Below are 14,221 nucleotides of genomic sequence, written 5' to 3' on the forward strand. Positions count from 1 at the left end.
GAGTTAATATTCTACACTCCCTTATTAATACAAATTGGTATAAACATATGAGTCAATGTTGTGAACAGTAACTTATGCAACTAGTTTATTTGTATGCAGTTAAATTTCTGCAATGGCCGATAACCCTGTTTGGTCTATTGGCGTTGGTTGTATTATTGCTAAACTCTTTGCTTGCACATGCTGGGCAAAATATCAAAGTCTATGTTTACCACAATCAGCCCCCCTTTGTTTTACAAAACGGCGATCAAATACAGGCAGGTTTGAGTGTCACATTAGTTGAACAATTAAATTTATTGTACTGGCCAGAATATTTATTTAAGCCCGAGATACGGCCCAGAATGCGTTTAAACCATGAGCTGCAACCTTGGATAGATGCTCAATGTCCAAATTCACAAACAAAGTGTGACGATAACTGGATTGTTTTGTGGGTAACCCCCCAATGGGGATGGGGAGCCGATGCCGAGAGTCGGTATTTGTGGGTCGATTTTTTTCAGGATCATGATTACCTGATTTCTGCACAACAAAAACCTATTGATGTTTGGTCAGCAGAAAATATGCAGGGCAAAATTTTTGCGAGCTTACGTGGGCATGTATACCCTCCCGAGATAAACCAGTTTTTTGACAGCGGCGTGATGCTGCGTGCCGATAGCGACAATGAGTTAACCTTATTGCAGCGTATCCACAGGGGCAGAGCCGATTTGAGCTTGATGCAGCTATCAACCTTAAATTATCTGTTTCAACATAATCACGAACTAAGTCTGATAAAAAACGAACTACATATTGCCAATGAGCCACTGAAAAGTTTTATGTTACAGGCCATGATACCCGCCGGTAGGCAAGATCTTAAAGACGCTTTAGAGCAGCTTAAATCTCAGCAAACTTGGATAGCATCGTTAAAAGAATTTGGTATTCAGTAATACTACCCTCAAGCAAACACAAATTTATACCCCTACCATTAGAGTGGTAGCTAGGCGGTAAAAGCACATTGCCCCACGAGCTGAGTTCACTAAGTGCCAAGCAAGTTACAAATCACGGTGAGTGAGAGCCGCCAATAAATTTGCAGTTTCAAGAGGGAAGGGGATAGCAGCATTTTTGCACCGTCAGATTAATTTGGTTTATGATGTTTTACGGTTTTTATTTCACTTAAAAAAGGCTTAATAATGCTCACACTTTATGGTTCAACCACTTCTCCCTACGTTCGCCGTTTGCGTATCTGGTTAGCCAATACACAACATGACTTTGTGAATTGGAAAATCTTTGAAAAACAAGATCGCGCAAAATTAATGGCAAAAAATCCCACGCTCAAAGTGCCTATGCTAGAAGACAGTACAGCAGATGAAGTACAAACCATATTCGACTCAAGAGTGATTTATCGCTATTTAAGCGAAAAACTCAAACATCCCGCCTTAACCTGGCAGCAAGAAAATCAGCTGACCATAATTGATGCGGCCAATGATTCGTTAGTGCAAATGTTTATTTTGGCACAATCAGGTATTAAGGCCGATGAAGATTTGTTATTTTTTAAATTACAAAAAGAGCGAGTTAATGGGGTTTTAGTCTATTTAAATGAGCTGGTGGCAGAGGGACAATTTGTTAATTGGAATTACCCCGCCATGAGTTTGTTTAGCTTGATTGACTGGGTTGAATTTCGCAGTTTACACAACTTAAAGGGTTTGACTGATTTATTGGCCTTTCATGAAGATAACGCCCAGCGTATTGAAGTGACCGCCACTGATCCTAGAACCTAATATTAAAAATATTGGAAATACCATGAACCAACAGCAACAAACTGAAGCACAAGCCGCGGCGTTTAGACAACTAGTGAAACATCTCGACGAAAACAAAGATGTGCAAAATATTGATCTGATGAATCTCGCCGATTTCTGCCGTAACTGCTTAGCTAAATGGTATATGGCAGGTGTGCAAGAACAAGGCCTTGAGATGGACTATGACCAAGCTCGTGAGGCCATTTACGGCATGCCTTTTGCGGATTGGAAAAAACAATATCAACAACCTGCTACAGAAGAACAACTGGCACTTTTTGCCGCCAGAGAAGCGCAAAAAAAACAAAAATAATATGAGGGTAACGCTAAAAAGTAATTGTTACTTTTTAGCGTATGACATCGTTAACATCACATTGTGCAAAATGACATATTTTGAAACAGATTATGTATTCGATATGGGATTGCATGATGCTGGATTTGTTGATCCAAGCTAGGCATCCAAGTAAGGTTGGGCTTACGCCATCTGTTAGTTAATCATATGTTAGAATTACGCCATATTTCCAAATCTTTTGTTAATGGCACTGAGCAAGTGCATGCCCTTAATGATATTTCCTTATCCATCCAAACCAATGAGTTTGTTGCCTTTATGGGCAGTTCTGGCTCGGGTAAATCGACCTTGATGAACATCATGGGCTGTTTGGATGCGCCTAATGGGGGGCAGTATTTATTAGATGGGCAGGATGTGGCCAAATTAGATGACGATACCTTGTCATCTATTCGTAATAAACACATAGGTTTTATCTTTCAAACTTTTCACTTACTGCCCAAATTGACTGCACTGGAAAACGTTAAGTTACCTTTGCGTTATACCGATGTATCAAGCGAAGAAGCCGATAAACGCGCCCATGCTTTGTTGGATAAGGTAGGATTAAGCCATCGTAAAAGTCATCGCCCTAATGAGATGTCGGGTGGTCAACGCCAACGGGTGGCCATAGCTCGAGCTTTGATCAATAACCCCACAGTGGTATTGGCCGACGAACCGACGGGTAACTTAGACAGTAAGACCTCGGTCGAAATCATGGCCTTGTTAACCGATTTGCATAAACAAGGGCAAACCATCGTAATGGTAACCCATGAAGATGACATAGCCGCCCACGCCCAGCGCATCGTCATGATGCGTGACGGTAAAGTGCTTGATCTCGATTATAAGGTGTAAACATGGCTAGATTATTCAGTAAGTTAATCATTCTTGCTGCTTTAGGCAGTGTAACAACGTGGGCCAACGAGGGTGTTAACAAAGCCCCTTTGTTATTGACTGGTGAAGTATCCTCGGTACAAAGTCAAACCGTGACAGCGCCTAAAAGTGAAGGGTGGCAGATTCAAATTCAGTGGTTGGCTGAAGAAGGTGCCATAGTGCAAGAGGGGGATTTAATCGCTGTATTTGACTCAGGTGGTATTCAATCTCAACTAGAAGAAAACGAAGAAAATCTGCAAACCCAACAGTTAGAATTGATTAAGGCCGAAATGGATTTAAATCAAGCCGTGACTGAAGCTGAAGGCCGTCTCAAATTAGCAGTAATTTCGGTAAACAAAGCCCGCATTGAAGCGAATATTCCTGATGGTGAAATCAGTCACTACGAAAAAGGTAAGTTTGTTATTGCCTTTGAAAAAGCCCTGTTAGAAAAGGTTAAATCTGAGGAAAACCTAAAACTCAAAGAGGCTGAACGTGATGTGGGTATTCAAAAGCAACAGATTGAAATTATCAAACTAGAAGAAAAAATTGCCTATCAAAAAGGCCAAATTGAAAAACTCAGTGTTAAGGCTCTGGTGAGTGGTCCTGTCTCCCACGTCATGCACCCTTATATGCAACAAAAAATTGCCGCGGGCACTAACGTTGAGCCCGCCTGGGAAGTGGTCAGAGTGCAAGCGCAGTCCTCTTATCAAGTCACCTCATGGGTGCATGAAATTGATGCGGCTAAACTCGATATACAACATAGCAGTCTCGATTTGATCTTAGATGCTTACCCCAATCAGACCTACAAAGGCAGAATATTAAGCATGACCAGTCAAGCAGAACAGCGCAACCAGTGGAGTGATAGTGCCTATTACCGTCTTGAAATCGCCTTTGATGAAGCAGTACAACAGAAAATTTTTCCGGGCATGAGTGTTCGAATTGAACAGTTATAAGGAGCTTTGCATGTATCACAAACTTAAAACTGCCTTAATTGCTGCATTTGGCTCGGCGGTATTGTTTGCTTGTCAAACCGAAACTGTCGATGTGTCTGTCCAACAAAGCGCTAGTGTTACCGCCTCGGCCGAGCTTATTTCGCTCAAAAATGCCACTATCGGGCCGCCCAGTGTAGCGCGCATGTGGCAGTATAAAATTGAGTTTATGGCCAAAGAAAATCAAGTGGTTAAAAAAGGCGATAAAATTTTGGTCTTTGATGGCCAACGTTTAAAAACCGACTTAATTAGTCATAGCAGTCGTTTGGCGGCCGAGATTAAAAAAGCCGAAAATCAAAAATTAAAAGATGAGGCTACTGAACAAGATTTAAAACTCTCTTTGGCTGAAGCCGAAATGAACTACGAAAAAGCCAAACGTAAGGCAGAAATTACCGATGCGTCACGCTCAAAAATAGAGCGCGACAAACAGCAAGCGGAATACGAATATCAAACTGAAAATTTGGCGCAGGCCAAACAACGACTGGCTCACCATATTAAAGCCATGGACATTAACCGCCAAGTTGACCAAGGCGGCATCAAAATGCGCCAAGGTCGAGTCAACAGCATTGAGCGTGACATCGCAAAACTGACCATTTGGGCACCCAAAGATGGCTTAGTGATGTACACCGCCGATTGGAATGGCGAAAAAGCAGCTGTGGGCCAAACCGTCTATATGGGACGCAGTTTATTGCAATTACCTTCCTTAGACGAAGTGGCGATCAAAGCCGAATTTGCTGAGCCGGATACCGCCAAACTGCATACTGGCCAAGCCGTTAAAGTTATTTTTGAAGCCTATCCGGAGAATGCGTACGTGGGTAAAATTTCTGAATTGGGCCAAGCCTATTACCCCAAATCCAATACCAATTCTAAGGTGGTATTTGATGCCTTAATTGAACTCGACGGTAACCAACCCGACGTGATGCGCCCCGGTATGAAAGCCAAAGTGGAGGTATTGGGCTCATGATCAAAGCTTTTAGTTGTTGTTTTACTGCTATGTTTTTACTGGGTGCCTGCGCCGATCCTGAGGTTGCAACCATTCCTACCTTTGAAGTCACTTCCCGTCCTTTTGCTATCGTTATTCCGGCCTTTGGCGAACTGGAATCGGCCGAAGCGCAAAATATCTCCGCCCCTGGCAGACGGCCTATGATGATTGACTGGCTGGCTGAGGAAAATACTCGAGTAACTAAAGGCCAAGTGGTGGCACGTTTTGACGCTGAGTTGTTATTACTTGATAGCCGCGAAGAAGAACTGGAAATGATGTTGCTCGATAAGGACTTACATAAAACCTATGCGGAAAAGATCAAACAAGAAAACGAGTTAAATTCTGAAGAAGTGTTTGTAGGCAAAGAGTTTAATTTTGTGGATACTTTTGCCATTGATGATATGCGTCTCTATTCAAAAATCGAAATTATCGACACTCTGTCTAATCGTGATTATTTAGGTGCTAAAGAGGAATTTATCGATTGGAAACAAGACAGCATAGGAGAGCGTAATCAAAGTTCGGTGCAAATTTTAGATATTCGTAAACAGGGTCATGAAGCTAAATATGTGCAACATCAAGAAGCCTTATCCCAGTTAGAAATTTATGCTCCCTATGATGGTTTGTTAGTGTACGAAAAAAACTTTAGGGGCGACAAACCCAGCATAGGTCAAACGGTTTTCCCTGGCAGCACCATAGCTAAAATTCCCAACTTAGAAAAAATGCAGGCCAAAATCTTTGTATTAGATAAAGATGCCATTGGCCTTAAAGACGGCCAAGAGGTTGAACTCACACTCGAAGCCTTACCTGAACATACTTTGCTTGGGCACTTGACCAGTGTATCGGGATATTCACGCACTATTAAACGGGGCAACCCAACTAAGTATTTTGAGTTAACCGTGGCTATTCCCAGCAGCGATATAAAATTACAACCAGCACAAAAAGTGGTGGCGCATATTAAAGCCAGTGAAGCGGTCGATAAAATCACTATACCGCTACAAGCTATCTTCAATGAAAAAGGTGAGAACTTTGTCTATCTGCAACAGGGCAGTGACTTTGTTAAACAAGTAGTAGCTACCGCAGAAAAAAATCTGCATTTTGTAGAAATAGTAGCCGGGCTTAGCGCTGGTGATGTTATCGCACTCAGTGTGCCAGCGGGAGTATAAGTCAGATGATTGCTACCTTTAAACCCTTGATATTCGACGCCCTAAGCGAAATGGCTGCCCACAAATTACGCACCTTATTAACTTTGTTAGGTATGATTTTTGGTGTGGGCGCAGTGATTGCTATGTTAAATATTGGCGAAGGCGCCGAGCGTCAGGCCTTAAAACTCATTGATTCCATGGGCCTACGTAACTTGATTGTAGAGTCTAAGCAGTTTGCCAATGATGAGTTGATGGAAATTCGTGAAGAGTCCTTAGGATTAACCTTGGCTGATGTGGAAGCTGCGGCTATTACCTTACCCTTTGTGGAAGATTACAGCGCAGAACGGCGTATTAAAACCCAGTCTATTTATAGTGATGAAGGACGTAGTGATGCCAATGTAGTAGGGGTAACTGCGAGTCATTTTTCCTTGGCGAATATGAAAACCGCCAGTGGCCGTTTGCTCAGTGAAGACGATAATCGCGATGTGGCTCAGGTCGTAGTACTAGGTTCGTCGGCTGCTGAAGAACTGTTTCCACAAGGTGGGGCTGTAGGCAAGTTTGTTAAAGTAAACCACTTGTGGCTGGAAGTTGTTGGGGTGTTATTTAATCCCTATCTAGGCAAAGATGAGTTTCAAGGAGTTAAAATTGGCGGTGACAGCGCACGACTTTTTGTACCACTATCTACCAGTATGAAAAAGCTCAATGCTCCTGCACTAGCCAGTGAACTTGACGTAATCAAACTGAAAATTTCAGAAGAGGTTGATCCCAGTGTGGCAGCCAAAGCGGTAGCCCAGTTATTTAAACTGCGCCATGGTGAAACCGAAGACTATCAATTGATTATTCCGGCAGCGTTGTTAGCTCAGCAAAAACAAACTCAGCAAATATTTAATATCGTGATGGCTTGTGTGGCAGGTATCTCCTTGTTAGTGGGTGGTATTGGCATCATGAATATCATGCTGGCCAACGTATTAGAGCGCACCAAAGAAATAGGTTTGTTGCGCGCCGTTGGCGCTACCCAGAAAGACATCAAGTTACAGTTTATCGCCGAGAGTTTTACCATTTCGGTATTGGGCGGTTTGTTAGGTATAGTATTTGGGTTGGCACTGTCTGAAATCATCGGCTTTTATTCAGGCTGGGCGGTGAGCTGGTCTATGGTGGCAATCTTTTTGTCTTTGGGTATTTGTATTGCTGTGGGTGTTGGTTTTGGCGTGTTTCCAGCCATTAAAGCCTCTCAGCTTAATCCCATTGAAGCCCTACATAGTGATTAATACCAAATCAGGCTACTCTATTTAGCTAGTAAATAAACAATATGTAATTTAAGCCCCATACAACAAAGACGACAACAGGTACAACTACTTGTTAGGGTCTAAGAGGAAGATGTGATGAGTAAATCCATAGTCATTAATGCTAAAAGTTATGCCATTGATGTACCTGACGACATGCCTTTATTGTGGTTTTTGCGCGACAAATTGGAGCTTACCGGCACCAAATTTGGTTGTGGTATGGGCTTATGTGGTGCCTGTACTGTATTACTCGACGGCCAAGCAACTCGTTCCTGTGTAATGCCGGTATCTGCTGTAGCAGGAAAATCTATCACTACCATCGAAGGTCTATCTGCAAAAGGTGATCATCCGCTGCAAATCGCCTGGATAGAAAATAAAGTCCCACAATGTGGTTATTGTCAGGCTGGGCAAATCATGAATGCAGCAGGCTTTTTGGCCACTAATAAAACCCCTAGCAGCGACGATATCGACAATGCGATGCAAGGGAATATTTGTCGTTGTGGTACTTATCAACGTATAAAACAAGCCGTTGCTGATGCGGCGATTGTGATGAATGAAGGCATGTATAAGGAGGTCAAATAATGAACCTTTTTAATGAAAGCACAGCACAACTGATTAACGAAAGTCGTCGTCGTTTCCTCAAACAATCTGGCGTTGCCGCTGGTGGTTTGGTTATTGGTGTGGTTATTCCTCAGCATGCTATGGCCAAGTTTACGCAAGGTGCTGAAGACGCCACATTTAACCCGAATGCCTTTATTCATATCGCTGAAAACGGCGATACCCTAATTTATTGTGGTCGTTGTGAAATGGGCCAAGGTATTAGTACTGCTTTACCTGCCGCTGTCGCAGATGAGCTTGAAGCCGACTGGTCACGAGTGACGGTATTGCAAGCCGATGGCAACGAAGAAAAGTTTGGCTCACAAGCTACCGGCGGCTCGGCCAGTATTCGTACTATGTATATTCCAATGCGTGAAGCAGGTGCGGCAGCCAAAGAAATGCTGATCGCGGCTGCCGCCAAGGTATGGGCAACATCAGCGGCAAACTGCAAAGCGGATAATCATTTTGTCATTAATACCCTGAATCAACAAAAACTCTCTTACGGTGAGTTAGCTAGTTTGGCAGCAAATAGCCCAGTGCCAGCTAAGCCGGTTCTAAAAACCAAAGCACAATTCAAATATATCGGTAAAGATTTAGCTCGTCACAACCAAGGCGACATAGTGCAAGGTAAATTGACTTATGGGGTTGATACCAAGTTACCCGGTTTAAAATACGCGGCCATTACTCACTGTCCGGTACTCGGTGGCAAGTTAAAGTCTTGTGATAAAAGCGCTGCCTTAAAAATGGCAGGTGTGCTGGATGTTGTTGAGATCCCACGTTTTGATATTCCCTTTGGTTCTATTGGCGGAGTGGCCGTGGTGGCCGACAATACCTGGACAGCGCAACAAGCGCTGAAACTGCTCAAAATAGAATGGGATCTGGGTGCTAATCAAAGCTACGACACGAATGCTTACAAAGCCATGTTGGTGAAAAATGTCGAAAATCCAGCCGAAGTGATGGTTGAGCGTGGTGATGTGCAAAAAGCCTTTACCGATGCTGCCCATGTAGTAAAAGCCACTTATACCGGTGGACATTTGTCCCATTCACCCATGGAGCCCAATGCCAGTGTGGTGTGGGTGCAAAAAGACAGTTGTGAAGTCTGGGCTGCTACTCAAAGCCCAGCCGATATTCAAAAGGTCTTAGGCCAATATCTTAAACGTGAGCCCAAGGATATCTTGGTGCACGTGACCATGGCTGGCGGTGCTTTTGGGCGTAAATTTAAGTGTGACTATGTGCACGAAGCCACTGTGTTGTCGCAAAAGGTCAATGCGCCAGTGCAGCTTACGTGGTCTCGTGAAGAAGACATGCGTACCGGTTATTACCATTCTATTAACGCCCAGCATATCGAGGCCTCCTTAGATAAATCCGGTAATGTGACAGGTTGGATGCATCGTATTGCCTTTCCACCAATCGCGTCTTTGTTTAACCCTGCTCAGGGCAAAGCCACTAAGGATGATGTGGCCGAAATCGCCAATCATCCCTTTGGTATAGCCAATTTGCGTAGCGAAAACGGTGATGCTCCAGCCCATACCCGTATAGGTTGGTATCGTGCTGTATACGCCATTTTTTATGGTTTTGCCTACGGTGCTTTTGCCGACGAACTCGCTCACCAAGCTAAACAAGATACGCTTAGCTTTTTGAATAAGGTTTACGACAATAACAAAGATCCCAAAGACGCTGAAAAAGTAAGGCGCTCTAAAGGCGTGTTGGCCTTGGCTGCAAAGCAAGCTAACTGGGACAAACGTGGAGCTCTGCCTAAAAACCAAGGTTTGGGTATAGCGGTGCATTACAGTTTTAATACCTACGTGGCCATGGCGGTATTGGTAGAAGTCAACGGCGACGACATCAAAGTGCTAGAAGTAAACGCCGCAGTGGATTGTGGTCAAGTGCTTAACCTTGATGGTGCTACCGCGCAAATGGAAGGCGCGGTAGTCATGGGCATGTCTTACTCTTTACGCACTGAAATTGTGTTTAAAAACGGTGCAGTGGTGAATAGCAATTTCCATCAATATCCGGTATTACGTATTAACGAAATGCCCGTGGTTAAAGTACATTTTGTCGAAAATGACGAAAAAGCCACCGGCTTAGGTGAACCTGGACTTGGACCTTTTGCCCCAGCCTTAAGTAATGCGGTATTTGCCGCCTCAGGTAAACGTTATCGCGATTTACCTTTTACACCTCTAGCGATTTAATTCTGCGTAAATAGGCAAGATGCCGCTGCATACTCTTATAGGTTGCAGCGGCATTTTTATACCCTTCATAATTGAAACTGCAGGTTGCTTGGGTATATATGGGGTTTTAGTCTTTATTAAACCCAAAAGCTAAAGGCAATAAATCACTGAAAACGACAGTTTTGATTTCGCCTTGTTGAGTGGCCATGTGCACTAAGGTATTTTTATCAGCAAATTCCGCTATTTTTTGCCGGCATCCACCACAGGGCGAGCAGAATTCATCGTTTGGACTAGCAATTAGGATTTCACGAATTCGTTTACCACCGTTAACCACCATCATACCTATGGCAGTGGCCTCGGCACATTGGCCTAAAGGGTAAGCGGCATTTTCGACATTACAGCCAAAATGGGTTTGCGAATTATCATCGATAATGGCGGCACCTACCTTAAATTGCGAGTAGGGCGCGTGAGCGTGTGTTTGTGCCTGCTGGGCTTTAGCTAATAGTTGTTGGTGTTGTGCGCTAAGCATTGTTTGCATTAGATCCTCATTTATACCCATGCCACTATAATTAGAGTATTTTTTAGACAGTAAGGGTACATAACAAAAACTCGGCCGCGCAGTGTGTCTTATTTTCACGCTTTGATACAAGTTATATTGATAAATTTGCCTCATAGTTCAGTGCTTAACTTTACTTTTTAGCCTATTTGCGAGACTCTAAGGCTAATTCGACTTCTCTTTTAAATGGCTTTTTTTGCAGCACAAGTCGTAACTAAATTTGTTCAACTTGCGCTGCTGATAGTCTCAACCAGGTTAAATCAGTCTCTTCTTAATTATGTATAAACATCTTGTTAGCTTGGTTTTATGTAGTACTTTTTTGGGCGGTTGTGCGATGAATACGGCAACTCAGCAAAGCTCTACGCAAATGAGTAATTTATTGTTAGCTGAGCCTGCGCCTATGAGTGTGCGCTCGCAAATGGCTATTGCTCGTTATAATCAGATTTTGGCGCAGGTGAGTCTCAAAGATGAAGAGCGTGCACAATTACTGCACCAGCGCGGCATGCTTTACGACAGTGTGGGTTTAGCTGGTTTAGCCCAGTTTGATTTTAATCAGGCTATTCAACTGAAACCTGATTTGGCCGAAGCCTATAACTCTATTGGCGTGCACTTCACCCAACAAATGGAGTTTATCCAAGCTTACGAAGCTTTTGATGCCACTCTAGATATTAACCCTGATTACGAATTTGCTTTTTTGAATCGTGGCATCGCGCTTTATTATGGTGGTCGTCCTGATTTAGCAATGCAGGATCTTGGCGCGTTTTATACTAAAGATTCGAGTGATCCTTATCGCGCCTTATGGAGTTACTTGGCAGCCAGCGAAATTAACAAAGAGCAGGCGTTAAAAGACTTAGCCATCGCCCGTAAAAATTTAGACAAGGACAACTGGGCGACTAATCTGGTTGACTTATATCTGGATAAAATTAGCGAAAATAAACTGTTAAATGCCTTAATTTCAGGTGTGAGTAGTCAGCAGCAACTCACTGACAGATTATGTGAAGCCTACTTTTATTTAGGTAAATACCATTCAGCCAAAGGGGAGCGTGGTATAGCCTCTAATTATTTTAAACTCGCCCTAAGTACCAATGTATTTGAATACGTTGAACATCGTTATGCCCGTCTTGAGTTAAATATGTTGCGCGAGGATGCCAGTAAAGCGCAGTCTGAAATTCAAGCACACTAGTTAGATAACTTGATGAACAAGGGCTTTTGGCTGGCACTGGCCCTTTTACTAGCGCTGTTATTAGCAATAATGCCAGCTTTGTTAATCGCTCAGTATTGGCTGAGCTCTCCCTGCTCTGATTTTAAACACTGTAATGCTTCGCCCAACCTGCAAACAAAACACAATGTTAAATTGGCAAAAGTTAAGCTCAATCAAGGCTTAACACTTTGGCAGCAAGGTCTCTATGACGAGGCTTTGTTGAGCTTGGTTGACGCCTCTGAATTGGGCTCACAACCTGCCGAATTGTATCGACAATATGCTCAAGATTGGCTCGACTCACATCAAAACGCAGCATTATATTCAAGTGATTTGCCAAATTGGGCAGGTGCAGGTTGTTTACAGCAAGTCTTGTTTGTTACCAGTGAATTACCCTCTTTAGGCCAAGCTAGTGATTTTATTAGGCGCTTTAATACGGATTTAAGGCTACAAAGCCTGCCAATTTGTATCGCCCCTAAAGTGGTGTTTGTGCCCCAATTATTAGAGTGTGATGATGTTGACTCCAATACCCGTATTAGTTGTGATATTGCACCTTTGGCTGCACACCTTAAAGATCGCCAATTTACCCATTTAGTGATTTTTACCCGCCAGGGTAAAGCCAATGTGCACAACGGTATTATGTACTTGGATCTGCAAGATACTTACGATGTGTTGATACACGAGATGGCACACTTTGCCGGTTTTATTGATGAATATCCCTTAAGCAAAGAATTAGCTGAGCGAGTATGCAGTGGTATCGCTGCGCCAAATTTGGTGTTTCAACAGGCTGGGCAAAAACAGCCTGATTTGCATTATTGGCAAGGGCTTGGACGCACCGACATCCCCTTGCTCAGTAAGGCGCGCACTTGTAATAATCACAGTGCTCAAGCTTTTAAAACCAGCAAAGAGATGACCTTTATGGAATACCATGATTTAAGGCGTATTCCCGCGACTTATCTGGCAGCGTGGCAGGCTTCTTTGCAGCAGAACAAACATATCACCCCAGCTTTTATCAACTTTGCCCAATTGTATGAGCAACAAAACGATGTCAGCGCAGTGTATTGGCGAGCGCGTTATGAAGCCTTTCATCAACCCCCTTAGCCCTATTTTTACTGTCTCGAGTATTAGTAATAACTTAGCGTAAACAGGCTCTGTAGCTAATATGTCATTTTTGTTTCATTCGAGTATAATGCCCGGACCACATTTCCTCGTTTGATCTTATTCAGTATTTCAGGTTGTCTATGTCTCAGCTAATTGCAGTCGAAAAAGTCGACTATCCGTTTCCAGCTAAACCCAAGGTACTCACTGTTGATCAGCAGCAATTTTATGTGCAAGAAATAAAAAGCCTGTTAAAACAGAAAAATGCCAAACTGATTGCCCATTATTATACCGATCCTGAAATCCAAGCCTTGGCCGAAGCCACCGGCGGTTGTATTTCAGACTCGCTAGAAATGGCCCGTTTTGGCCGCGATTGCGACGCGGATACACTGATCATCGCCGGTGTTAAGTTTATGGGTGAAACCGCTAAAATTTTGAGCCCTGAAAAAACCGTATTAATGCCCACTTTAGAGGCTACCTGCTCATTAGACATAGGTTGCCCTGAAGATAAATTTGCTGCTTTTTGTGATGCCCATCCTGATCACACAGTTGTGGTCTATGCCAATACCTCGGCGGCAGTGAAAGCCCGTGCCGATTGGGTGGTGACCTCAAGCATTGCCTTAGAAATTGTCGAGCATTTAGACTCACTTGGTGAAAAAATCATTTGGGCACCTGACCGTCATTTAGGTGCGTATATCGCCAAAAAAACCGGCGCTGACATGTTGATGTGGCAAGGTGAATGTATAGTACACGACGAGTTTTCGGCTAAAGCTCTGCTTGATATGAAACATTTATATCCTGATGCAGCAATACTGGTGCATCCCGAATCACCAGCCAGCGTAGTGGCCTTAGCCGATGCGGTTGGCTCAACCACCCAGTTGATTAAAGCCGCGCAAACCTTGCCCAATAGTCATTTTATTGTAGCTACCGATCGCGGTATCTTTTATAAAATGCAACAAGCCGCGCCGGGTAAAATATTGTTAGAAGCCCCCACAGCTGGCAACGGTGCCACTTGTAAAAGTTGCGCCCACTGCCCGTGGATGGCCATGAATGGTTTACAAGCCATCTATCAATCACTGACTGATAACAGCGGCCACGAGATTAAGGTAGACGAAGCCCTGCGCCAACGAGCGTTAGTACCACTCGATCGTATGTTGGCTTTTTCAGCAGAGTTGAAAATGAAGATTAGTAGTAATATTTAAATCGTGTTTTTAGGCGATTCACCAAGATAAAAGCCAGCATCGCTG

The 14,221-nt window shown here is 43.5% G+C and carries 14 protein-coding genes; 13 read left to right on the plus strand and 1 reads right to left on the minus strand.

Going from position 1 to position 14,221, the window contains the following annotated elements:
* Window positions 1-74 precede the first annotated feature (74 nt).
* The 10 genes from AX660_RS12195 (at window position 75) to AX660_RS12240 (ending at window position 10,143) form a co-directional block, all read left to right on the plus strand.
* Entirely contained in the window at window positions 75-917 is an 843-nt protein-coding gene (locus AX660_RS12195) for a hypothetical protein (RefSeq protein WP_068377246.1), read from the plus strand.
* A gap of 243 nt (window positions 918-1,160) precedes the next feature.
* Window positions 1,161-1,748: a glutathione S-transferase family protein gene (locus AX660_RS12200; RefSeq protein WP_068377253.1), complete on the plus strand. Its 588-nt coding sequence runs from the start codon at window positions 1,161-1,163 to the stop codon at window positions 1,746-1,748.
* Window positions 1,749-1,770: 22 nt separating this feature from the next.
* Entirely contained in the window at window positions 1,771-2,076 is a 306-nt protein-coding gene (locus AX660_RS12205) for a DUF1244 domain-containing protein (RefSeq protein ID WP_068377256.1), read from the plus strand.
* A gap of 186 nt (window positions 2,077-2,262) precedes the next feature.
* The gene (locus tag AX660_RS12210) at window positions 2,263-2,940 is read left to right on the plus strand and encodes an ABC transporter ATP-binding protein (protein ID WP_068377889.1); all 678 of its coding nucleotides are present in this window, start codon (window positions 2,263-2,265) and stop codon (window positions 2,938-2,940) included.
* 2 nt (window positions 2,941-2,942) lie between these two features.
* Complete coding sequence (locus AX660_RS12215) at window positions 2,943-3,911, plus strand: HlyD family efflux transporter periplasmic adaptor subunit (protein ID WP_068377262.1); 969 nt, start codon at window positions 2,943-2,945, stop codon at window positions 3,909-3,911.
* 10 nt (window positions 3,912-3,921) lie between these two features.
* A complete protein-coding gene (locus AX660_RS12220; protein ID WP_068377266.1) occupies window positions 3,922-4,911 on the plus strand; it encodes an HlyD family secretion protein in 990 nt (329 codons plus the stop codon).
* Window positions 4,908-6,092, plus strand: a complete 1,185-nt coding sequence (locus AX660_RS12225) for an efflux RND transporter periplasmic adaptor subunit (protein ID WP_068377269.1) — start codon at window positions 4,908-4,910, stop codon at window positions 6,090-6,092. The genes AX660_RS12220 and AX660_RS12225 overlap by 4 nt, the downstream gene beginning before the upstream one ends.
* A gap of 5 nt (window positions 6,093-6,097) precedes the next feature.
* Window positions 6,098-7,339, plus strand: coding sequence for an ABC transporter permease (locus tag AX660_RS12230; protein ID WP_068377271.1), 1,242 nt, complete (start codon window positions 6,098-6,100; stop codon window positions 7,337-7,339).
* Window positions 7,340-7,453: 114 nt separating this feature from the next.
* Window positions 7,454-7,936, plus strand: a complete 483-nt coding sequence (locus tag AX660_RS12235; RefSeq protein ID WP_068377273.1) for a (2Fe-2S)-binding protein — start codon at window positions 7,454-7,456, stop codon at window positions 7,934-7,936.
* On the plus strand, window positions 7,936-10,143 hold the full coding sequence (locus AX660_RS12240; protein WP_068377281.1) for a xanthine dehydrogenase family protein molybdopterin-binding subunit: 2,208 nt from the start codon (window positions 7,936-7,938) through the stop codon (window positions 10,141-10,143). The genes AX660_RS12235 and AX660_RS12240 overlap by 1 nt, the downstream gene beginning before the upstream one ends.
* 106 nt (window positions 10,144-10,249) lie before the next feature.
* Here AX660_RS12240 and cdd read toward each other — a convergent pair whose 3' ends face one another.
* Window positions 10,250-10,660, minus strand: coding sequence for a cytidine deaminase (gene cdd, locus AX660_RS12245; RefSeq protein WP_068377891.1), 411 nt, complete (start codon window positions 10,658-10,660; stop codon window positions 10,250-10,252).
* Between the two features lie 295 nt (window positions 10,661-10,955).
* Here cdd and nlpI point away from each other — a divergent pair, with 295 nt between their 5' ends.
* The 3 genes from nlpI to nadA all read left to right on the plus strand — a co-directional run bounded on the left by nlpI (window position 10,956) and on the right by nadA (window position 14,176).
* A complete protein-coding gene (gene nlpI, locus AX660_RS12250) occupies window positions 10,956-11,861 on the plus strand; it encodes a lipoprotein NlpI (protein ID WP_068377282.1) in 906 nt (301 codons plus the stop codon).
* A gap of 12 nt (window positions 11,862-11,873) precedes the next feature.
* Window positions 11,874-12,977 carry a hypothetical protein gene (locus tag AX660_RS12255; RefSeq protein ID WP_068377283.1) on the plus strand — a complete coding sequence of 368 codons (1,104 nt, stop codon included), beginning with the start codon at window positions 11,874-11,876 and terminating at the stop codon, window positions 12,975-12,977.
* Between the two features lie 140 nt (window positions 12,978-13,117).
* Complete coding sequence (gene nadA / locus AX660_RS12260) at window positions 13,118-14,176, plus strand: quinolinate synthase NadA (protein WP_068377285.1); 1,059 nt, start codon at window positions 13,118-13,120, stop codon at window positions 14,174-14,176.
* Window positions 14,177-14,221 lie beyond the last annotated feature (45 nt).

It is taken from the genome of Paraglaciecola hydrolytica, assembly GCF_001565895.1.
In the GTDB taxonomy this organism is placed as follows: domain Bacteria; phylum Pseudomonadota; class Gammaproteobacteria; order Enterobacterales; family Alteromonadaceae; genus Paraglaciecola; species Paraglaciecola hydrolytica.